Below are 20,069 nucleotides of genomic sequence, written 5' to 3' on the forward strand. Positions count from 1 at the left end.
TGTCCAGGCCCGGCAGACATAGCGCCACCGGGCGAATCGTAAGGTGGATTACTCCATCATCTTCTCGATTGGCAGCACCAGAATAGAACTGGCGCCCAGCGCTTTCAGTTTTTCCATCGTTTCCCAGAACAGGGTTTCGCTGCTCACCATATGCATGGCGACACGTTGCTGATCGCCAGCCAGCGGCAGAATGGTTGGACGTTCGGCGCCCGGCAGCAGAGAAATTACTTCATCCAGACGCTCGGTTGGCGCGTGCATCATGATGTATTTTGATTCACGCGCCTGAATCACGCCCTGAATACGGGTCAGCAATTTATCGACCAGCTCTTGTTTGCCATCCAGCAGTTCGCCGTCACGTTGAATGAGGCAGGCTTTGGAGCGGTAAATCACTTCCACTTCGCGCAGACCATTCGCTTCCAGGGTGGCGCCGGTGGAGACCAGATCACAGATGGCATCCGCCAGACCGGCACGTGGGGCCACTTCAACAGAACCGTTCAGCAGGCAGGACTTGAAGGCGACGCCTTTCTGGTCGAGATAGCGTTTGAGCAGGTGCGGATAAGAGGTGGCAATACGTTTGCCGTCGAGTGACGCCGGGCCTCTCCACTCTTCATCGGCGTTGGTCGCCAGTGACAGGCGGCAACTCCCGAAATCAAGGCGGCGCAGGGTGAAATAACGCGGGTCTTCCCCCTGTGCGCGGCGGGTCAGCAGCTCTTCTTCCAGGACATTTTCGCCCACAATACCCAGGTCGACCACGCCGTCCATGACCAGCCCCGGAATGTCGTCATCACGCACGCGCAGAATATCAATCGGCATATTTTCGGCCAGGGCAATCAGACGCTGTGTGTGCAGGTTGATTTTAATGCCGCAACGGGCCAGTAATTCGCGTGAGTCATCGCTCAGGCGGCCTGATTTCTGAATAGCTATGCGTAAACGGGTATTGTCTAACATTCTGTTTTCCTCATTATCCTGCTGAATTTGGTCCAAAAAAAAGCCCCCGGAAGATTATCTTCCGGGGGCTTTCTCTTGCGTTCATGCACCACTGGAAGATCCAAACGTCTTCCAGCACACATCGCCTGAAAGACTAGTCAGGATGATGGTGATGATGGTGAAGTTTAAATTGAACGCCTGTCATAAAATTCTCGATGAATGTTTATTCATTTGATGTCGTTTAACCTAAACCACTTTCACCACCAAAGGCAAGGGCTTTTTTTAATCATTAAATCATTTCATATTCGCTCTATGAATTGTCAGTTTCGTCGGGCTGGCGTAGCCTTAAAATGGAATCTGCGAAATGTCGGGAGAGACACATGAAAAAGGTCGCTATTGTCGGATTAGGATGGTTGGGCATGCCGCTGGCGCTGTCATTAACGGCGCGCGGCTGGCAGGTCACCGGCAGCAAAACCACTCAGGATGGCGTGGAGGCGGCTCGTATGTGCGGCATTGAAAGCTACGTGCTGAAACTCGAACCGGAGCTGTTCTGCGAGCCAGACGATCTGGATGCATTAATGAATGTCGACGCGCTGGTTATCACTTTGCCCGCCAGACGCAGTGGTCCTGGCGAGGCTTTCTACCTGCAGGCGATGCAGGAAATTGTTGATAGCGCGCTGGCCTATCATATCCCGCGCATCATTTTTACCAGCTCCACCTCGGTGTACGGCGACACCAGCGGCACAGTAAAAGAAAACTCACCGCGTAATCCGTCAACGGCGAGCGGACGAGTCCTGAAAGAGCTTGAGGACTGGCTGCATAATTTGCCGGGGACATCGGTGGATATTCTGCGTCTGGCAGGGCTGGTAGGGCCGGCTCGCCATCCGGGGCGTTTTTTTGCCGGGAAGACGGCGCCAGACGGGCAACAGGGGGTCAACCTGGTCCATCTGGAGGATGTTATTTCCGCCATCACGTTGCTGCTTCAGGCGCCGAAGGGTGGGCATATCTATAATTTATGTGCACCTGAGCACCCGGCGCGAGCGCAGTTTTACCCGGCCATGGCACGCAAGCTTGGCCTGCCTGAGCCACAATTCCTCGACTCTGCGCCCGGCGAAAAAGGGAAAGTGGTTGACGGTAACCGCATTTGCCACGAACTGGGATTTGAGTATGAATATCCGAATCCGATGACCATGCCACTGGACTGATTTTAAACAGTTTAATGCCATAAACACGGGGGAAATCTGTCATTTCCCTGAAACAGTGCAGAAACATTTTAGCAAAAAGTGCTATTAATTTGCTCTGGTTCAAAGTGAATTATTTAAATTCAGTAAGTTAGGTGTTACCGCTTTGTGAGCGCCATTGCACAGGCTTGTCAAAACGCCTCACTTTGGTGCAAAATATGTCGCTGCAAAAAATTGAAACTAACCGACGTTAATAAGACGTCGGTTATTTTTTTGCACTTTAGAAACGTCATTCAATCCAAGAGGCCGGGCTTCGTACCGGATAGATATTTACTAAAAACCGACAGTCGTTGTCGCTGAGGAATATAAAGAAATGGGGCAATCTTTTGCTTACGCGCTGGCGTTCACCGTAAAAGGGGATAACTATGTCGCATAACGCTACTCCAAAGACCTCTCGCGTGGAATTGCGTAAAACACTTACGTTGATTCCGGTTGTTATGATGGGCCTCGCCTATATGCAGCCTATGACGCTGTTCGATACGTTTGGTATCGTCTCTGGCTTGACCGACGGCCATGTTGCAACGGCGTATGCCTTTGCGCTGGTGGCCATTCTTTTTACGGCGCTGAGCTACGGAAAACTGGTTCGCCGTTTCCCGTCTGCGGGCTCCGCATACACCTACGCCCAGAAATCCATTAGCCCGGCGGTTGGCTTTATGGTGGGTTGGTCTTCGCTGCTGGACTACCTGTTCATGCCGATGATCAACATTCTGTTGGCGAAAATCTATTTTGAAGCGCTGGTGCCTTCTATTCCATCGTGGATCTTTGTTGTCGCGCTGGTGGCCTTTATGACCATCTCTAATCTGCGCAGTATCAAGACCGTGGCCAACTTCAATACCCTGATTGTGATTCTGCAGATGGGCATTGTGGCCGTTATCGTTGGTCTGATCATTTACGGCGTCTCTCACGGTGAAGGCGCAGGTACGTTGACCAGCACGCGTCCGTTCTGGTCCGAAGGCGCACACGTGGTGCCGATGATTACCGGCGCGACTATCCTGTGCTTCTCGTTCCTCGGCTTCGACGGTATCTCTTCTCTGTCAGAAGAGACCAAAGATGCAGAGCGCGTGATTCCGAAGGCTATCTTCCTGACGGCGTTGATTGGCGGCCTGGTATTTATCGTTGCCTCTTACTTCCTGCAACTGTACTTCCCGGATATCTCTCGCTTTAAAGATCCGGATGCGTCTCAGCCGGAAATCATGCTGTATGTGGCGGGTAAAACCTTCCAGTGGGGCGTGCTGATTTTCTCCAGCGTGACCGTTCTGGCATCGGGTATGGCGGCACATGCGGGCGTTTCGCGTCTGATGTACGTGATGGGCCGTGATGGCGTCTTCCCGACCCGTTTCTTTGGTTATATTCATCCGAAGTGGCGTACTCCGGCATGGAACGTCCTGCTGGTTGGCGCGATTGCACTGCTGGCGATTAAATTCGACCTGGTGACGGCGACAGCGTTGATTAACTTCGGCGCACTGGTGGCGTTTACCTTCGTTAACCTGTCAGTGATTTCGCAGTTCTGGATCCGTGAAAAGCGTAACAAGACGCTGAAAGATCACTTCAACTATCTGGTACTGCCGGTCTGTGGCGCGCTGACCGTAGGCGCACTGTGGATTAACCTGGAGCAGAGCTCAATGATTCTGGGCCTGATCTGGGGGGGTATCGGTCTGGTCTATCTGGCCTGCGTGACGAAAAGTTTCCGCAACCCGGTGCCACAGTACGAAGATATCGCGCAGTAATGAATGACTGAATAAAAAAACCGGAGGCCATGGCCTCCGGTTTTTTTTGCCTGCACTCTGGCGGCTACACAATCTCCTGGGCGTACTGCCAGAGCGATTTCAGCAGTGTCAGCTTCGCTTTATCGTCGGCGTACTGCTGGGACAGCATCTGTAGCTCATCGGCGTAGGCCTGCAAAAACTCAGGCGTAAACACCTGACGGCGATGCTCCAGCCAGCGCTGTTGTTCGTCATAATCGAGCGTTCCGGGGAAGTTACGCGCCCGGTAGTTAAATAGCAGTTTCTCGATTCGCTTATCGACAAAGGTGATATCCAGCGCTGGGAGGTTACGTGGCTCGGTTTCCAGCAGAATGTTCATCGCCGCACGGTCTGCGTCGCTGAAAAAACCGTTATAAAGTTGTGTATCCACATTCTCAGAGGGTACAAACGGTTCGGCTTCGGCAAAGATAGCCAGTACTTTTTCGCGTACCTGCGGGTTATTGCGCAGAACGTTCAGGTTATCCAGACACTGCTTGCGGTCAATCCCCAGCCGTTCAGCATCCTCAGGACGCAGCGTTTTCGCCTGTGCCAGGATAGGGCATTTATTCAGATGTACCAGCTTCACCGGCACGGCAGCATTGTCACCTAACTCGGCTTTTGCGGTATACAAGCGCTCGCGCAGCGCGTCAGCATCCAGTTCCAGCAACGGCGACATATCGCCCGCCAGGTCCACCATGATCACGGCATTGCGGTTTTCCGGGTGCCAGGCCAGCGGAGCCACCCAACTGGTATTGCCGCGCCAGGCGCCAAACATGCCGGAAACATGGACCAGCGGCGTCATCTGCGGGACATCAATCAGGGCCGCCAGTTTATGCTTATTACGGTGGCTCAGCAGATAATCAAACAGCCTCGGCTGGTGGGTTTTCACCAGTTGCGCCATGGCGATGGTGGCGTAAACGTCGGCCATTGCATCGTGGGCATTGCTGTGTTCAATACCGTTCGCTTTTGTCAGATGCTCAAGGCGGAAACTCGGCAGCCCATCGTCATTCTCCGGCCAGTTGATGCCGTCCGGGCGCAGGGCATAGCAGGCACGCATCACATCCAACAAATCCCAGCGCGAGTTGTTGTTTTGCCAGCTCCAGGCATAGGGATCGTAAAAGTTGCGATAGAAGATATTCCGCGTCACTTCGTCATCGAAGCGGACGTTGTTATAGCCGAGTACGCAGGTTTTGGGGACGGTGAACAAATCATGGATGCGGCGGGCAAAGTCAGCTTCATTGACGCCATTCGCTCTGGCGTGCTGTGGCGTAATGCCGGTAATCAGCACTGCCTCTGGCTGAGGCAAATAGTCATCTGCCGGTTTACAGTAAAAGACTTCCGGCTCGCCAATGATGTTGAAATCGGCGTCGGTACGAATCGCAGCAAACTGTGCGGGGCGATCCAGCGAGGGGCTGGTACCGAACGTTTCGTAGTCATGGAAAAGAAATGTGGGCGTTGCCGTTGAATCAGACACCTGAGCTCATCCTGTTGATCAATAACCTGCCTATGGTAAACCATTGCGTCGCATCTTCCGAAGGAAAACGCATTGCGGAGCGTCATTCGGAGCAAGATCCGGGATGTAAAAAAATGACTTTCGTCACATTTGTTTGCAATTTGTCCCAGTATCGACATATTAAGTTGCGTAAAAAGAACGGCTAATTTCACGTAAATGAGGATATTTCTTTGAAATGCCGTTTGTTTTTTGCCTTCTCCCTTTTGTCCGCGACAATCCATTGCGCGTTGGCAGATGATATGCCGATTTCTCCCCAGCCGCCGGAAATTCAGGCGGGCTCATGGGTCTTAATGGATTACACCACCGGGCAGATCCTCACTGCGGGCAATGAACATCAGCAGCGTAATCCGGCCAGCCTGACCAAGCTGATGACTGGCTATGTTGTGGATCGCGCCATCGACAGCCACCGTATCAGCGCCAGCGATGTGGTGACGGTAGGTAAGGATGCCTGGGCGCGAGGAAATCCGGTCTTTGACGGCTCTTCGTTAATGTTCCTGAAAGCCGGGGATCGCGTAACGGTGCGCGACCTGAGCCGCGGGCTGATTGTTGATTCCGGCAACGATGCCTGCGTCGCGCTGGCCGATTATGTAGCGGGAAGCCAGCCGCAGTTTGTCAGCATGATGAACGATTATGTGCAAAAACTAAATTTGCGTGATACCCATTTTGAAACGGTACATGGCCTGGACGCGCCCGGCCAGCACAGTTCGGCATATGATCTGGCGGTGCTTTCCCGCGCCATTATCAGCGGTGAGCCGGATTTTTATCATATGTACAGTGAGAAAAGCCTGACCTGGAACGGAATCACCCAGCAGAACCGTAATGGGCTGCTGTGGGATTCATCATTGAATGTTGATGGCCTGAAAACCGGGCATACCTCGGGTGCCGGTTTTAACCTGATAGCATCAAGCGTTGATGGGCAGCGTCGCCTGATTGCGGTTGTGATGGGGGCGGAAAGCCCGAAAGGCCGTGAAGACCAGGCGCGGAAGTTGCTGCACTGGGGCCAGCAAAATTTTGATACCGTGCAGATTCTGCAAAAAGGTAAAAAAGTTGGCAGCGAGCGTATCTGGTATGGCGATAAGGAACAGATGACGGTCGGTACCGACCAGGATCTTTGGTTGGCGCTGCCGAAAGCGGAACTCCCGAATATCAAAGCACGCTATGTCATAGACGCTAAAGAGCTCGAAGCCCCGCTTGCCGCTCATCAGCGCGTGGGCGAAATCCAGCTTTACGATCGTGACAAAGTGGTGGCGCACTTGCCGCTGGTGACGCTGGATGATGTCGGTAAGGGTGGCTTGTTCTCGCGGTTGAGCGACTATCTGCACCATAAAGCCTGATGATGATGCGGACTGGCTGTGACGCGAGTCTGCTCACATAATTGATCTGTTGTGAGTGCCCGGTTTCAATGATTTCACTATACTGTACAAATAAACAGTAAAGGGAGGGTAACATGGCATACACCGTAAGACAGGTTGATAAGCGCACTATCGCCGGGTTTCATCTGGTTGGCCCCTGGGATGTCACCGTCAAGAAAGGGTTCGAGCAGTTAGCGATGTGGGTTAACGGTAAACAGATTCAGACTCAGGAATGGATCACGGTTTACTATGACAATCCCGATGAAGTTCCCGCGGAAAAGTTGCGTGCTGATGTGGTTGTTTCGGTTCCGGCTGATTTCGTCATTCCTGAAAACAGTGAAGGGGTGATGCGTACTGAGATTCCGGCAGGCCTGAACGCAGTGGCACGTGCTCGCGTCTATAACGAAGAGTTTGAACAGGCGTGGGATGCTTTTTTTGATGAGTTGATGGCAGACGAGCAGTATCAGATTGCTTTACGCCCCTGTTTTGAAGTCTATCTGAATTCAGCGCAGGAGGATGGCTACTGGGAAATCGATATGTACATTCCCGTAGAACCAAAAGTGCTCTGATCGTAAACGTTAAAAGGGTTCACTGTTCAATCTGTACACGCGGATTTTAAGCAGTGAACCCTTTTTTTGTTCTAAACAGTGACCTTTGCCGCAGAAAGATCGCTACAATTGCGCCTTCGTTGTTTTTTGACTGGAGAGCGGGTGTGCGTCCCGACAAATCACTCAGTCCTTTTGAGATCCGTCTTTACCGACATTATCGCGTGGTTCACGGCGTACGTATTGCGCTGGCTTTTATCCTGACCTTTTTGTTGGTTCGTCTGCTCAATGTACCCGAGGGTACCTGGCCACTCATCACCCTGGTGGTGATCATGGGGCCGATTTCGTTCTGGGGAAATGTGGTCCCCAGAGCATTTGAGCGCATTGGTGGCACAATCTGTGGCTCTGCGTTGGGGCTTGTCGCACTTAAGCTTGAGCTGATCTCCCTTCCGCTGATGGTGATGTGGTGTGCGGGAGCCATGTTCCTCTGTGGCTGGCTGGCGCTGGGTAAAAAGCCCTATCAGGCATTGCTTATCGGTATCACGCTGTCGGTGGTGGTTGGCGCGCCGGCCGGGGATATGAATACGGCGTTGTGGCGAAGTGGCGACGTCATTTTTGGCTCGTTACTGGCAATGCTGTTCACCGGTATCTGGCCGCAGCGAGCCTTTCTGCACTGGCGTATCCAAATGGCAAACTACGTTACCGCATTTAACCGGGTCTATCAGGCCGGTTTTTCGCGTAACCTCGTTGAGCGCCCGCGGCTGGAAAGGCATCTGCAAAAAATACTCAATGATGTGGTGAAAATGCGCGGCCTGATTACACCCGCCAGTAAAGAGACGCATATCCAGAAAGCCATTTTTGAAGCGATTCAAACCGTAAGCCGCAATATGGTGTGTGTGCTGGAACTGCAAATGAACGCGCACTGGGCTTCCCGCGCCAGCCACTTCGTTATGCTCAACGCCAGTACGTTGCGTGAAACGCAGCAAATGACGCAGCAAACGCTGTTGACTATCGCCCATGCGCTCTATGAAGGAAATCCGCAACCGATTCTGGCCAATACGGAAAAACTGACTGACATTGTGACGGAATTGCGCGACCTGCTCCGCGATCATCAGGGCGATGCGTTGGCGGAGAATTCGATTCACGGCTATGTGTGGCTGAGCATGGAACTGGCACGGCAACTGGAGTTGATGTCACATTTAATGTGTCGGGCGCTGCGCAAATAAGCTTCACACAATTCGGAAAAACAGTCAGGCTGTTTCGATTCAGCCCAATTTGGGGTTATGATAGAGAAAAGGATAAAATCATTGTCATCAGCAACGGCTAAAAGTAAGGTCTTAGGCGGTTGCTTTAACGAATCCGAATCTCACATTAGCAGGGGTATCAAAATGGAAACAAGTAAGCCTTCATTCCAGGACGTTCTGGAGTTTGTTCGTCTGTTCCGTCGTAAGAATAAACTGCAGCGCGAAATCCAGGATGTTGAGAAAAAGATCCGTGATAACCAGAAACGTGTACTGCTGCTGGACAACCTGAGCGACTATATCAAGCCGGGTATGAGCGTTGAAGCTATCCAGGGTATTATCGCCAGCATGAAAAGCGATTACGAAGACCGCGTTGATGATTACATCATCAAAAACGCCGAGATCTCCAAAGAACGCCGTGAGATCTCCAAGAAACTGAAAACAATGGGTGAGCAGAAACCCGTTGAGCCAAAAGAAGAGTAATCACTCTGACGGTGAGAGGGCCTCTCTCACCGTTCTCTTACCCCGCCTTCCACCATGCGCAACAGATGTTGTTGCGGCCAGTGCTGTTGCAATGCAGGTTTACTCAGTAACGCGCGCACTTTCGCCAGATCATGACGTTGTCTGTCCAGAAATAAGCCCACAACACTACCGCTATGGGCGACATTCAGCCCGTACAAATCGCACCGTTCCACTATCCCCATCAGTGAATTAAAACCCGGTTTAGGTAGCAGCGTCTGGCTTGCCATGGCACTTTGCGATGCCGCCTCGCCCAGTAGTGCCGGATCGTTTGTCAGGCAGGCTCGCTGCACTTTACGCCAGGCGCTGCCGAGAGCATCGGCGTTGGCCATCAGCACGGCCCGCCGGGGCAGACGATGATAATCTTCTGTGCGAAGCGTTAACGGGCTTTCCAGTAATAAGACATCGAGAGTGGGAACACGCTCACAGGTGATCCGTGTTTGTGCGGTGTTGTGATCAAATAACGTCAACGAACGAAAAACAGTGCTGTCGGTGGGTTCCAGCGCGACGCAAAGCTGAGAGAGGGTGACGTCATCAAGCGTAAACCCAAGATGACGTGATGTGGCAACCGCTGTGGCTGCGATGTCCGCGGTACTGCTCGCCATCCCTTTGGCGACGGGAATGGTCGAGCGGCAGTCAATGCGAATTTCATCACTTAATGCAGCAGGTAGCTGCCAGTGCGCCAGCACCTGTTTTACCATCGCTCGTACCAGGGGGCGTTCAGCAGGCACAGGCGTACCGGCTGTGACTTCAACCTCGCTATACCAGTTGACCGGGCAGGAAACCAGCTTTTCACTGCCCAGGATCCATCCCTGAATGATTTCGCCGCAGGATGCGGGACACTGTGCCAGCGCCAAGTTCAACCTCTCATTGTGGTGCCTAACGTCAGGATAGTGTCATGCCGATCCGCTGAAGGCCAGAATTTCGCGTAACGACACCACGCCGCCAATCACGATCAGCGCGGGGGCGTGAAACCCGGCGGCTTCGCTCTCTTGTGCCAGCGCAGACAGCGGTGCGCAGAGAACTTTCTGTTCCGGTGTGCTGGCACGCATCACCACGGCTGCAGGTGTATCGGCTGGTTTACCTGCACTCATCAAAGCGGCACAGATGGTCTGTATTTGCGACATCCCCATCAGGATCACCAGCGTCCCCGGCAGGACCGCAAGTTTACCCCAGTCCTGAGGTTCTTTACCGTCCTGTAAATGGCCGGTCACAACATGAAAACTGGAGGCAAAATCGCGGTGCGTTACCGGGATACCCGCGGCTGCAAGCCCGCCAATCGCGGAGGTGATACCTGGTACCACCTCGCACTCGATACCACACTCCCGTAGCGCTTGTACCTCTTCGCTCCCGCGACCAAAAACAAAGGGATCACCGCCTTTTAAGCGCACAACCCTGAGGCCTCTGCTGGCGCAATCAATCAGGATTTGGTTGATTTGTGGCTGCGGGATAGGGTGGCGATTCGCCTCTTTGCCCACATCATGCAACTCACAACCCGCCGGGGCTTCCTGTAACAGAAGCGGATTAACCAGCCTGTCGAAAACAACGGCTTCGGCTTCACGCAGGCAGTTTAATCCTTTTACGGTCAGCAGACCCGGGTCGCCCGGGCCTGCGCCCACCAGCCAGACTTTACCTGTCATGCTTCTGCCTCCGCATATTCCGGCAGCCCGATGCGCATTACGTCACGGGCAATCATCAGTTCTTCATTGGTATTGATCACGGCGACTTTCACCACAGAATGGTCAGTCTGGATAAACGTGGCATTGCGGTCGTTTTTCCCGGCGTCAATGTCCAGCCCCAGGAAATGCAGGTTGCGACAGATGGCCGCTCTGGCTCGTGCGGAGTTTTCACCAATGCCGCCGGTAAATAACAGAACATCCAGACCACCCAATTGCATTACATAGCTGCCGATAGTGGCGCGGATACGTTCGGCAAAAAGAGTGAGCGCCAGTGTTGCGCGCGCGTTGCCAGCATTCGATGCTTGTTCGACATCGCGAAAATCGTTCGATACGCCAGAGACCCCGAGCAGCCCCGATTCGTTATTTAGCAGAGCGTTAAGCTGTTGCGGCGACTTGTCTTCTTTTAACGCAACCCAGGGCAAAATAGAGGGGTCGATATCCCCGCTGCGGGTACCCATCATTACCCCCGACTGCGGTGTGAACCCCATAGAGGTGTTGACGGAGCGCCCACCTTTAATAGCACACAGGCTGCTGCCATTGCCTAAATGGCAGGAGATAACCCGCAATGCGCTTAATGGAACGCCCAGTTTTTCGGCTAATTGCTGGCTGACAAATTTATGGCTGGTGCCATGGAACCCGTAACGGCGAATCCCAAGTTCCGCGTAATAGCGCCAGGGCAAAGGGTAGATGAAAGCGCTTTGTTCCAGCGTCTGATGAAATGAAGTATCAAACACGGCAACCGCTGGGGCATGTGGCAGCGCCTGGCGAAAAATGCGAATGCCCGCTGCGTTGACCGGGTTGTGTAATGGTGCCAGTTCCGCAAGGCGTTCGATTTCTGCCAGTGCGTCATGGGTAATCAACGCCGAGTCTTTAAAAGTTTCTCCACCGTGTGCGACACGATGCCCCACGCCGTCTATTGCCGATAAGGAGGAGATAATGTTATGTGAAAGCAATTTTTCCAGCAGTAATTCCGCCGCCTCTTTGTGGTCGGCAATGGCACGTGTCTCCTGCCATTTTTGTTCCCCCTGCTTGAGGGTGAAAATGGCATCGGAAAGCCCGATACGTTCGATCAGACCCTGACAGAGAAGCGTGCCTGCAGGCATAATAAGAAGCTGAAATTTAAGCGAAGAACTACCGGCGTTGATTGCCATTATTGTTCTGGACATGCGTGCTCCTGGGGTTGAAGAAAAGCGATGACCTCAGCGACACCCTGACCGGTTTGCGCGCTGGTGATAAAAAGGTGCTCTGCACCTGACTGCCGTAACCACTCGCCGATTTGCGTGATCTTGTGTTCTGCGACAAGGTCGGCTTTGGTGATGATGCCAATCGTCTGGCGGTTCATCGGCAAGGTAAATCCGGGTGAAAATGGGCACCATTCGGCGTCGGCATTCAGTACCAGCGCCACCACATCGGCTTCGCAGGCGCTGGTGAGTAAGGCGCTGTAGAGACATCGGTTTTCGAGGTACTCCCCCGGCGTATCGATGGTCTCAGGTGACCAGACAATGGCCTGCGTTTTTTGATAGCGCATTGCCTCACCGCGCAAGCGTTGTGTTAGCGATGTCTTACCGCACTGGCTTGGGCCAATTAACATCATTCGTTTCATCGCATCAGGTCCTTGTGACCTGGCAGGTCGTAAAGTGCAGCATTTCGCCGAGTGAACGCGTCACCTGACGTAGTGCATACTCCACTGAGGAAACATCCCCCGTGAGGACCACGGCACCTGTGAAACGATCGATAAAACCGATCTCTACCGCCCCGGATTTGGTCGCGATATCGCAGGCGATGATTGAGGCTTCGCTGGGGGTAATCGTCAGAATGCCAATGGCAGAAGCCGTCTCGCTTAAGCCCAGCTTTTTGTAGAGATCTTTGCCTGGATTGGCGATCAAATGGGCCAGGGTGACCTGCTTACCGGGCACATACTCCTGAATCATGCGTTCAGTACTGCGTTGTGTCTCCATTAGCCCTCCACAATCTGTCGCCACATGGCTTCATGGGGACGCGGGATCACCGAGCGGTACACCAGCAGACCTTTTTCGCCAGCACTTTCACTGGCAACGGCGACGGCATTTTCCACATCCGAAATATCACCGGTCACGACCATGTAGCATTTGCCACCAATGCCGAACGCCATATGAACGCGTACCAGGGTGACATTCGACGCCTTCACTGCACGGTCGGCCGCGCTCACGCAGGCGGCTACACTCCAGGTTTCAACGATACCCACTGCCTGACGTTGCTCGACGGCATTGAGACCGCTAATCGCAGGCAGCACGCTGGCATGAATATTGGGAAGGACCAGGCTGTCGACCAGCATTTCTCCGGCCTGGCTGTCGCCCGTGGCAATAGCCTGCTGGACTGCGCCGACATCGCCTCCCACCATGACCAAAAATTTGCCGGGGCAAAGCGTCTTACTGACCAGAAGCGTCACATTGGCGCTTTTGAGCATGGCATCACCCAGTTCCATGCCTTTGGCGATGCTGGTTAATTCAAGTATTCCAATAGCCTGTGACATGGTTAACCTCGTACAACCGTAATGGCTTTATCTGTGACCGACGCAATAACGCCATCGATACTGGCATGAAGGGGAACGCCCAGCGCACCTTCGGGAATAGTGGCAATGCGCTGCCCCCGGATGACGACGTCGCCTTCTTTTACGCAAGGAATCGCTGGCGCACCAATATGCTGGCGCAGCGGCAATTCGACCTGTGAAGGGGTAATGACGTGCTCTTCCAGCGGCGCATCCTGATACCAGTCGCGCAGGCCAAGCCTGGCCACCAGGCGCTTGACAGGGATCAGGCGATAGCGCGCCATCTCATCAGCCTCGCGAAGCGGCCCCTCATAGCGTGCGCCGCTGGCGCGTAATTGAACTTTAAGGAGACGGTTTACCCGCATCGGTGAGATGCCTACCGGGCAGGCGACGCTTTCACAGACGTTGCATTCAGAACAGGTCAGGGCACTGAGCAGCGTTTGCGGCGTAGCGACGCCCTGATAATTGACGGCCCGCACCAGAAGATGAGGCGAGAGTTCGTGACCAATTAAATGCCGGGGGCAGAGATCGGTACATAACCGACACTGCTCGCAGACGGTACGGGCGATGGTCAGCACGGTGCGGTCATCCTGCAGACGGCGCTGAATCAGCGAGTGTGATTTCGGCAGTACCAGCAGACCACCCGTAGTTTTTGTCACCGGCACATCCAGTGATGGCAGCAGGCCGCCCATCATTGGGCCACCGTTAATAAAACCGGGCTCCTCTACCGTGGCACCACCCGCCATTTCCAGCACTTCCCGTAACGACATACCCAGCGGGACCGTTACAGTCAGGGGATGACGTACCGCGCCGTTTACCGTCAGGGTTCTGCGGGTCACGGGATATTGCTGTTCCACCGCGCGTGCAATATTGAGAACGGTCTGCACGTTATTGACGACAACCCCCACGCTGACCGGCAGCGCGGCAGGAGGTACACGACGCCCTGTTGCCATCCAGATAGTGATAACTTCGTCTCCGGCGGGGTAGACGTCAGGCAGAATATGCAGACGAATCTGCGCAGGTAGTAGTGGAGTAAGTGCGGCGATGGCGGCGCGATATTTTTCTTTGAGCGCAATAATGCCCTCTGTCGCGCCCGTTGCCGTCATGCCATAAAGCACGCCACGCACCAGTCGTGCCGCCTGTTGCGCCATCAACTGCTGATCGACTTTCAACATCGGTTCGCATTCGGCGGCATTAACCAGAAAAATCTCGACCTGTGCCTGCAGTTTTACATGGGTTGGAAACCCGGCGCCGCCAGCGCCAACGACGCCAGCTTCGCGTACGCGCTGGCGAATGGTCTCTGCCGTTGCCGGGGTCAATTCGCCCCATGGGGACGGGAGAAGGGCCGCTTCACTCACAGCAATTCCTCCAGAAGATGTCGAATGTCATTGCCATCGGCAGGGCGAGGCGTGGTTTTCAGCGTGACATCCGCCAGTGCAGCCTGAACCATGGCGGGGATCCGCTCACGGAATTTATCTTTGTCTGCTTTTAGCGCGACCGAGAGCGTCGGCATCTCACACTGCTGACGAAGCTGCTCAATCTGGCGAATCAGTGAATGAATGGCGACCAACTCATTCGCGCCTGTCGGGCAAAAATGGCAGGCTTTAGCCAGCCGGGCATAACGCTTCGCCGCACGTTTATCACTGGCATTAAAGCGAATGACCGCCCCCAGCAGCAGCGCATTAGCTAACCCATGCGGCAGGTGAAATTGCCCGCCCAACTGATGGGCAATGGCGTGATTAATACCTAACCCCGCCTGGCTGAACGCCATCCCAGCGAGGGTCGCAGCGTTGTGCATTTTGCCACGCGTCGCCAGGCAGTCGCCTTTACGTACCGCCGTTGGCAGGTACTGGAACACTAACTGTGCTGCTTTCTCTGCCAGCGCATCGGTAAAATCGCTGGCCCGAGGCGACACATAGGCTTCGAGGGCGTGGGTCAGCACATCCATGCCGGTATTCGCCGTAATAGCGGGCGGGACGCTGACGACAAGCGTCGGGTCCAGGATCGCGATATCGGGATAGAGCGCATTATCGAACAATGGATATTTGATGCCTTTTTCGGGATCGCTTATCACGCAGGCGCTGGTCACCTCCGAGCCGGTGCCGCTGGTGGTCGGAATCGCGACACAGGTTTCGATATTGACGCCCTGTTGTTTGCTGAACCAGACGATTGCTTTCGCCGCATCCAGCGCGGAGCCGCCACCGAAACCAATAACCACCTGCGGCTGGAGTGAATGCATCTGTGTAATACCTTCCACAACCGTGGCGATGGTCGGATCAGGTGTAATGTCGCTAAAGACGCTGATGCGGTTATCAGCCGGGATTGCCTTGCGCAGCAGTTCTATAAGCGGAGAGCTGGCAAGAAAACCGTCGCAGACAACCCATATGTGCTTGTTACGAAAGCGTTTAAGCACCTCAAGGCTTCCCGCTCCGCTGTAGAGTCGCGTTTGTAGCGAAAATCTCTTCATATCGGCCTCAATTAGCGAATGGAGAAACCGTTGGTCAGTACGCAACGACGCGAACGTGCAAAGGTTTTTGCTGATGTCGTGCCTTCGCCGGTAGGTGTGGCTATTGTGAATGTGGTAAAGCCTTCACCGCCCACGCCAATCCCCGCATAAGACGGTCCGTTTTTCACAAAAATAGAGGTCTGCAGGCTGCGTGCGGCCAGGTTCAGGCGGGAGACATTTTGTGAATGCATCACCGCCGTGTGGTGCAAACCTTCCTCAACAACGAGGGCAAGGGCGAGGGCGGCATCAAAGTCGTTAACCCGAACGACAGGCAGTACGGGCATTAATTGCTCTGCGGTAACCAACGGATCGTTGCCTTGCACTTCGGCGATCAACAGGCGAGGCGCTTTAGGCGGCACGCTCAGACCGGCCGCTTGCAGAATGTGTGAAGGGCTTTTACCGACCAGTTTTTTATTGGCCACCCCATCCTGGATACAGACGGCGCGCAGTTTATCGATATCCACACCGGTAATGCGCAGCGCGCCAAATGCCTGCATCTGTTGCATCAGGCGGTCGGCAACACAGTCGACAACAATCAGACTCTTCTCTGCAATGCAGGGCAGGTTGTAATCGAAGGATGCGCCGTTGATGATGTCTTCCGCTGCTTTCACCAGATCGGCAGTTTCGTCGACGATACAGGGTGGGTTTCCGGCACCTGCGCCGATCACTTTCTTGCCACTTTTTAGGCCCATCAGCACAATGCCTGGGCCACCGGTAATCGCCAGCAGGGCGATTTTTGGATGCGCCATCATTTGCTGGGTGGCTTCGAATGTAGGTTCGGCAACGGTTACTACCAGGTTGCGAATACCCGTATGGCGAAACGCGATATCTTCAATCATGCGGATCAGCTTGAGCGAAACCTTTTTCGCACCCGGATGCGGGCTGAAATAGATGGTATTGCCAGCCGCCAGCATGCTGATGCTGTTGTTAATAATGGTTTCGGTCGGGTTCGTGCTCGGCGCAACGGAACCAATAACGCCAAACGGGGAATATTCGAATAACACCATGCCGCCGTCGCCGGTCAGCGCGGTGGTGGTGAGATCTTCTATACCCGGGGTGTTTTCCAACGCGGCTTTGTTTTTGAGAAACTTGTCTTCTTTGTTGCCCATACCGGTTTCTGTGGCGCTCTCTTCGGCCAGTTCGGCCAGATAGGGAGCCAGCTCATCACGAATACCGCCAATAATGGCGCTGCGGGTTTTTAAGGGACACTGTTGATAGCGCAGGAAGGCCTGGTGTGTTGCGTCGATAGCTTCTGCTGGCGTGGCGAATACCCCTTTGGTGCAGCTCTCTTTTTTCTCTTGTGTCGGTGTGAGTTGTTCGCTCAGGATGGTGCGAATAAGGGTTTCAAGTTCGGTCGTATTCATTATTTTTTTCCCATGTTAATCGCCGCAAGTGCGGTCTGAGCAATGTCCATGTCTTGTTCAACGGAGCCGCCGCTGATGCCAAGACCACCAATAATGTTGCCGTCACGCCAGATGGGGAAACCGCCTCCAAAAGTGACAACTTTGCCTTCCATGTGCGCCTCTAACCCATACAGCGCGCGTCCTGGTTGCACTGCGTCTGAAAGTTCGTGTGTGGCCGATCTCATCGCGACCGCCGTCCAGGCTTTTTTCGGTGCCAGGTCGCTACTGACTAGCAGCGCGTCTGGCATGCGCCAGGTCAGCATGCCGATGCCATGGGCGTCCACGACGCTTATCACCACCGGCACGTTAAGCTCGCCAGCGCGTGTCATCGCGGCTTTGGCCAGTTGATGAAGGTCATGAAATGAAAGTGACATAGAGGTGCCTTTCGCCGGTATGGCTTGTGCCGCAGCGCGATAACGCGCCGCGACTTCGTGAATGACTTTTTCCTGGTGCGCCAGATGGTCTTCAAGGCGGGCCAGCGCGTACAAGCAGTCGGAAAGGCGGTTGATATAGCGCATCAGCACCTGACGGACGTTTACCTGTTCACTTAACTCCACCAGGCGACGCTCGGCTTTGCGGGCCAGTGTCCGGGCAACATGCAAACGGGCTGCTGCTTCGCAGCGGCCTGGTAGCACAAAGCTGTGGACGTTGTCGACCTGGGACATCGCGTTGTCTATTGCTTGCTCCAGCGCAGCAATATCTTCGGTACTGACATAGCGCTGTTTTGGCGAGGGTGTTTCGCTTTCACTCGCCAGTTCTGCGCTAAACCAGAAAATCTGCAGTTGCACCGCTTCCAGGAATGGCTTGCTGGCGGGGGCTTGCACGGCGCAGGCACAGAGACTCAACTGAGAGTTGAGTTCATCCAGCGTGCCGTATGCTTCGACGCGCGGATGGGTTTTGCTGACGCGCTGGCCGCTAAACAGAGCCGTCGTGCCAGCGTCGCCAGTGCGGGTATAAATGGCCATTATTCCTCCTTAGCGCGACAGGGTGTCGACAATGCCCACCACCGCCAAATCAATGGCTTCGTTCGGGCCGGAAAAAACATGCCTCGCACTGGAGCCACTGCTGAGCAGAACCAGTTCGCCGACACCTGCACCAACGGAATCAACGGCTACTTCATCACCCTGTAATGGGTTGGCGGGAAGTTCGCCGTCTGCCGTAACCCGCCGGACCAGCAGCAGTTTTTTTCCCACCAGAGAAGCGGATTTTTGTGTCGAGACCACCGAGCCAGTTACCCTTGCGAGATGCATGCTTTACTCCTGCTTCACGAGTCGTATGTGTTGCGAAATCACTGCGTCACGGGCCAGTGCCGTGATAACCGTTTTACGTGAGACAGCAAGCCAGCACGCGTTGAGGCCAGCGACATCGCGGTAGCTCAATACTTTTGCCTGATGGATAACCACCGTGACGCCTTGCTCATCCATGAATGTCACAGGCAGTTTTGCCAGTGTTTTCAGGGGCAAGCAGGGCAGCAGCCTGCTGTTTAACGTAATGCTCACGGACATGCCCAACGCCAGGGCTTCAAACAGGTGTGCAACGGCGGTGTTGTCCTGCTCGCCATCTGCCAGCGCTCCCAGAAAACACAGATCGGTTTGTTGCACGCAGAGCGCGTCATGGTTCAGAAAAAACTTCATCACAGAAGCATGACGCAGCTCTTCCTGACTGAGCATGAGGGTGTTGCCCTGCCTGGCCTGCAGGCGGGCAACGATCAGCTCGACGATGTGCGCTAACTGTTCGTTGTTCATGCGCGTGGTACCAGGCGAGCGCGAGCGCCAGGTTCGTCTGCGCCACAGGCATTCGCTTCATCGGTATCGATATGCATTTCGAGAAGCAAACCCGGCGCCACGCGGATGGCGACATCATCAAAAATCACCCGGCGCCCGGTGCCTTCAATTGCAACGCAGACGTTGTCGCCATGGGAAACGCGCAGAACCAGGGCGTCCAGCGGCGACATATGAATGTGCCGTTGTGCGACGATGACGCCGTTGGGTAAGTCGATTTCCGCATACGGACTCACCAGCCTGATCCCTGGTGTACCCGCCAGATTGCCGGACATGCGCAGCGGGGCGGCGATACCCAACGTACGGGCATCCGTACGTGAAATCTCGACCTGGCTGGCGCCGCGTAGCGGGCCAAGCAGGCGCACATTTTTCAGTTGCCCTTTTGGTCCTACCAGCGTGACGGTTTGCTCCGCTGCAAAATAACCGGGTTGCAGCAACGCTTTTTTAATCGTCGCCGTCTGGCCGGGAAATAACCGCTCGAAATCCTCAGGTGAAAGATGGATATGTCGGTTCGATATACCCAGAGGGATGGGACGCGCACGCATCTCATCCAGAACCTGAGTGACCACATTTTCGACTAACTGTTTATCCATGTTTATTCCCCTCGCTGACCGCTATGAATACACAGCGAGCGTGGTTCCCCTTTCTGGCGTGGACACGCCGGGTCAAGGCAAAGATTGCAGGTCACCAGTTGAATCGCCGCCGATTCGGAAGCGGCGGATGTTTCTTCACGCAATGGCTGCACGTGCTCAATGCTCTGAACCGGTTTTTCCGTTGTTGTTATCGACACAGGCGGCGTTTCAGGGATGGCTGCACGCGTTGGCGCAGAGGGCAGAATCCCCTCAGCAGGCCGCGCAATGACCTTTTGTGCCACCAGCCCGTTACGCGTTTGCGCAAAGTTGGCGCCAGTGATGATGGCTGATTGAACAGAGGCCACATCACCAGCGACTTTGATTACCGTCCAGCCAGAGCCATTGGTTTTTTCCATACCCAGCAGCGTGATGGAAGCGGCTTTCGCCATAACATCCGCGCAACTGATAGCCAGCGCCAGACCGCTAACTTCAAGTAATCCGAGTGATTGCTTCACGCTGTG

24 protein-coding genes and 1 other annotated feature are annotated in these 20,069 nt (G+C 54.4%); of the genes, 7 read left to right on the forward strand and 17 right to left on the reverse strand.

Annotation, left to right across the window (positions count from 1 at the left end; translation table 11 throughout):
• Positions 1 to 48: 48 nt before the first annotated feature.
• Positions 49 to 948 carry an ATP phosphoribosyltransferase gene (gene hisG / locus C5523_RS09275; protein ID WP_071196262.1) on the reverse strand — a complete coding sequence of 300 codons (900 nt, stop codon included), beginning with the start codon at positions 946 to 948 and terminating at the stop codon, positions 49 to 51.
• 34 nt (positions 949 to 982) lie between these two features.
• Positions 983 to 1,106 (reverse strand) — a sequence feature (His leader region).
• Entirely contained in the window at positions 1,082 to 1,132 is a 51-nt protein-coding gene (gene hisL, locus C5523_RS09280) for a his operon leader peptide (RefSeq protein WP_103245916.1), read from the reverse strand. (Overlaps the previous feature by 25 nt.)
• A gap of 175 nt (positions 1,133 to 1,307) precedes the next feature.
• On the opposite strand from hisL, the gene C5523_RS09285 reads away from it, so the two are divergent.
• From C5523_RS09285 to C5523_RS09295, 3 genes are all read left to right on the forward strand, one after another.
• Positions 1,308 to 2,132 carry an SDR family oxidoreductase gene (locus C5523_RS09285; RefSeq protein ID WP_071196263.1) on the forward strand — a complete coding sequence of 275 codons (825 nt, stop codon included), beginning with the start codon at positions 1,308 to 1,310 and terminating at the stop codon, positions 2,130 to 2,132.
• Between the two features lie 349 nt (positions 2,133 to 2,481).
• Complete coding sequence (yoeI, locus tag C5523_RS27975; protein WP_103245917.1) at positions 2,482 to 2,544, forward strand: membrane protein YoeI; 63 nt, start codon at positions 2,482 to 2,484, stop codon at positions 2,542 to 2,544.
• On the forward strand, positions 2,534 to 3,895 hold the full coding sequence (locus C5523_RS09295) for an APC family permease (protein ID WP_041851933.1): 1,362 nt from the start codon (positions 2,534 to 2,536) through the stop codon (positions 3,893 to 3,895). The genes yoeI and C5523_RS09295 overlap by 11 nt, the downstream gene beginning before the upstream one ends.
• Before the next feature lie 64 nt (positions 3,896 to 3,959).
• Here C5523_RS09295 and sbcB read toward each other — a convergent pair whose 3' ends face one another.
• Positions 3,960 to 5,384 (reverse strand): exodeoxyribonuclease I, encoded by a 1,425-nt coding sequence (gene sbcB / locus C5523_RS09300; protein ID WP_108700993.1) that lies wholly within the window; start codon positions 5,382 to 5,384, stop codon positions 3,960 to 3,962.
• 209 nt (positions 5,385 to 5,593) lie between these two features.
• On the opposite strand from sbcB, the gene dacD reads away from it, so the two are divergent.
• The 4 genes from dacD (at position 5,594) to C5523_RS09320 (ending at position 9,044) form a co-directional block, all read left to right on the forward strand.
• Positions 5,594 to 6,757: a serine-type D-Ala-D-Ala carboxypeptidase DacD gene (gene dacD, locus C5523_RS09305; protein ID WP_041851928.1), complete on the forward strand. Its 1,164-nt coding sequence runs from the start codon at positions 5,594 to 5,596 to the stop codon at positions 6,755 to 6,757.
• Between the two features lie 113 nt (positions 6,758 to 6,870).
• Entirely contained in the window at positions 6,871 to 7,344 is a 474-nt protein-coding gene (gene sbmC, locus C5523_RS09310) for a DNA gyrase inhibitor SbmC (RefSeq protein WP_079496345.1), read from the forward strand.
• 143 nt (positions 7,345 to 7,487) lie between these two features.
• Entirely contained in the window at positions 7,488 to 8,546 is a 1,059-nt protein-coding gene (locus tag C5523_RS09315; RefSeq protein ID WP_041851926.1) for an FUSC family protein, read from the forward strand.
• A gap of 162 nt (positions 8,547 to 8,708) precedes the next feature.
• Positions 8,709 to 9,044: a DUF496 family protein gene (locus C5523_RS09320; RefSeq protein ID WP_041851925.1), complete on the forward strand. Its 336-nt coding sequence runs from the start codon at positions 8,709 to 8,711 to the stop codon at positions 9,042 to 9,044.
• A 26-nt stretch (positions 9,045 to 9,070) separates the two neighbouring features.
• On the opposite strand, the gene C5523_RS09325 is transcribed toward C5523_RS09320, so the two are convergent.
• The 14 genes from C5523_RS09325 to C5523_RS09390 are packed head-to-tail and all read right to left on the reverse strand — an operon-like array spanning position 9,071 to position 20,063.
• Positions 9,071 to 9,937 (reverse strand): L-threonine kinase, encoded by an 867-nt coding sequence (locus tag C5523_RS09325; RefSeq protein WP_108700994.1) that lies wholly within the window; start codon positions 9,935 to 9,937, stop codon positions 9,071 to 9,073.
• A gap of 39 nt (positions 9,938 to 9,976) precedes the next feature.
• A complete protein-coding gene (gene cobA / locus C5523_RS09330; protein ID WP_079496347.1) occupies positions 9,977 to 10,720 on the reverse strand; it encodes a uroporphyrinogen-III C-methyltransferase in 744 nt (247 codons plus the stop codon).
• Entirely contained in the window at positions 10,717 to 11,925 is a 1,209-nt protein-coding gene (locus tag C5523_RS09335; RefSeq protein WP_071196316.1) for an acetate/propionate family kinase, read from the reverse strand. The genes cobA and C5523_RS09335 overlap by 4 nt, the downstream gene beginning before the upstream one ends.
• Complete coding sequence (locus tag C5523_RS09340) at positions 11,910 to 12,362, reverse strand: EutP/PduV family microcompartment system protein (RefSeq protein ID WP_041851921.1); 453 nt, start codon at positions 12,360 to 12,362, stop codon at positions 11,910 to 11,912. The genes C5523_RS09335 and C5523_RS09340 overlap by 16 nt, the downstream gene beginning before the upstream one ends.
• A gap of 4 nt (positions 12,363 to 12,366) precedes the next feature.
• Positions 12,367 to 12,717 carry a propanediol utilization microcompartment protein PduU gene (gene pduU / locus C5523_RS09345; RefSeq protein WP_041851920.1) on the reverse strand — a complete coding sequence of 117 codons (351 nt, stop codon included), beginning with the start codon at positions 12,715 to 12,717 and terminating at the stop codon, positions 12,367 to 12,369.
• The gene (gene pduT, locus C5523_RS09350; protein ID WP_041851919.1) at positions 12,717 to 13,271 is read right to left on the reverse strand and encodes a propanediol utilization microcompartment protein PduT; all 555 of its coding nucleotides are present in this window, start codon (positions 13,269 to 13,271) and stop codon (positions 12,717 to 12,719) included. The genes pduU and pduT overlap by 1 nt, the downstream gene beginning before the upstream one ends.
• Before the next feature lie 2 nt (positions 13,272 to 13,273).
• Entirely contained in the window at positions 13,274 to 14,605 is a 1,332-nt protein-coding gene (locus C5523_RS09355) for a 4Fe-4S dicluster domain-containing protein (protein ID WP_108702307.1), read from the reverse strand.
• A gap of 35 nt (positions 14,606 to 14,640) precedes the next feature.
• A complete protein-coding gene (locus C5523_RS09360) occupies positions 14,641 to 15,753 on the reverse strand; it encodes a 1-propanol dehydrogenase PduQ (protein ID WP_108700995.1) in 1,113 nt (370 codons plus the stop codon).
• Positions 15,754 to 15,764: 11 nt separating this feature from the next.
• Positions 15,765 to 17,156, reverse strand: coding sequence for a CoA-acylating propionaldehyde dehydrogenase PduP (gene pduP, locus C5523_RS09365; protein ID WP_108700996.1), 1,392 nt, complete (start codon positions 17,154 to 17,156; stop codon positions 15,765 to 15,767).
• Positions 17,156 to 18,160 (reverse strand): two-domain cob(I)yrinic acid a,c-diamide adenosyltransferase PduO, encoded by a 1,005-nt coding sequence (pduO, locus tag C5523_RS09370; RefSeq protein ID WP_108700997.1) that lies wholly within the window; start codon positions 18,158 to 18,160, stop codon positions 17,156 to 17,158. Before pduO ends, pduP begins: the two co-directional genes overlap by 1 nt.
• Before the next feature lie 9 nt (positions 18,161 to 18,169).
• A complete protein-coding gene (locus C5523_RS09375) occupies positions 18,170 to 18,445 on the reverse strand; it encodes a EutN/CcmL family microcompartment protein (protein ID WP_041851915.1) in 276 nt (91 codons plus the stop codon).
• Between the two features lie 3 nt (positions 18,446 to 18,448).
• Entirely contained in the window at positions 18,449 to 18,940 is a 492-nt protein-coding gene (gene pduM / locus C5523_RS09380; protein WP_108700998.1) for a microcompartment protein PduM, read from the reverse strand.
• Positions 18,937 to 19,569, reverse strand: coding sequence for a phosphate propanoyltransferase (locus tag C5523_RS09385; protein WP_108700999.1), 633 nt, complete (start codon positions 19,567 to 19,569; stop codon positions 18,937 to 18,939). The genes pduM and C5523_RS09385 overlap by 4 nt, the downstream gene beginning before the upstream one ends.
• A 2-nt stretch (positions 19,570 to 19,571) precedes the next feature.
• Positions 19,572 to 20,063: a BMC domain-containing protein gene (locus C5523_RS09390; RefSeq protein WP_108701000.1), complete on the reverse strand. Its 492-nt coding sequence runs from the start codon at positions 20,061 to 20,063 to the stop codon at positions 19,572 to 19,574.
• Between the last annotated feature and the right edge of the window lie 6 nt (positions 20,064 to 20,069).

The sequence above is a fragment of the Phytobacter sp. SCO41 genome, assembly GCF_003073275.1.
Classification (GTDB): Bacteria; Pseudomonadota; Gammaproteobacteria; order Enterobacterales; family Enterobacteriaceae; genus Phytobacter; species Phytobacter diazotrophicus.

What these genes read in the sequence shown, in the direction of transcription:
- hisG (WP_071196262.1), bottom strand. Translation starts at nt 948, where the DNA reads ATGTTAGACAATACCCGTTTACGCATAGCTATTCAGAAATCAGGCCGC.
- C5523_RS09285 (WP_071196263.1), top strand. Translation starts at nt 1,308, where the DNA reads ATGAAAAAGGTCGCTATTGTCGGATTAGGATGGTTGGGCATGCCGCTG.
- C5523_RS09295 (WP_041851933.1), top strand. Translation starts at nt 2,534, where the DNA reads ATGTCGCATAACGCTACTCCAAAGACCTCTCGCGTGGAATTGCGTAAA.
- sbmC (WP_079496345.1), top strand. Translation starts at nt 6,871, where the DNA reads ATGGCATACACCGTAAGACAGGTTGATAAGCGCACTATCGCCGGGTTT.
- C5523_RS09320 (WP_041851925.1), top strand. Translation starts at nt 8,709, where the DNA reads ATGGAAACAAGTAAGCCTTCATTCCAGGACGTTCTGGAGTTTGTTCGT.
- cobA (WP_079496347.1), bottom strand. Translation starts at nt 10,720, where the DNA reads ATGACAGGTAAAGTCTGGCTGGTGGGCGCAGGCCCGGGCGACCCGGGT.
- C5523_RS09335 (WP_071196316.1), bottom strand. Translation starts at nt 11,925, where the DNA reads ATGTCCAGAACAATAATGGCAATCAACGCCGGTAGTTCTTCGCTTAAA.
- C5523_RS09340 (WP_041851921.1), bottom strand. Translation starts at nt 12,362, where the DNA reads ATGAAACGAATGATGTTAATTGGCCCAAGCCAGTGCGGTAAGACATCG.
- pduU (WP_041851920.1), bottom strand. Translation starts at nt 12,717, where the DNA reads ATGGAGACACAACGCAGTACTGAACGCATGATTCAGGAGTATGTGCCC.
- pduT (WP_041851919.1), bottom strand. Translation starts at nt 13,271, where the DNA reads ATGTCACAGGCTATTGGAATACTTGAATTAACCAGCATCGCCAAAGGC.
- C5523_RS09360 (WP_108700995.1), bottom strand. Translation starts at nt 15,753, where the DNA reads ATGAAGAGATTTTCGCTACAAACGCGACTCTACAGCGGAGCGGGAAGC.
- pduP (WP_108700996.1), bottom strand. Translation starts at nt 17,156, where the DNA reads ATGAATACGACCGAACTTGAAACCCTTATTCGCACCATCCTGAGCGAA.
- pduO (WP_108700997.1), bottom strand. Translation starts at nt 18,160, where the DNA reads ATGGCCATTTATACCCGCACTGGCGACGCTGGCACGACGGCTCTGTTT.
- C5523_RS09375 (WP_041851915.1), bottom strand. Translation starts at nt 18,445, where the DNA reads ATGCATCTCGCAAGGGTAACTGGCTCGGTGGTCTCGACACAAAAATCC.
- pduM (WP_108700998.1), bottom strand. Translation starts at nt 18,940, where the DNA reads ATGAACAACGAACAGTTAGCGCACATCGTCGAGCTGATCGTTGCCCGC.
- C5523_RS09385 (WP_108700999.1), bottom strand. Translation starts at nt 19,569, where the DNA reads ATGGATAAACAGTTAGTCGAAAATGTGGTCACTCAGGTTCTGGATGAG.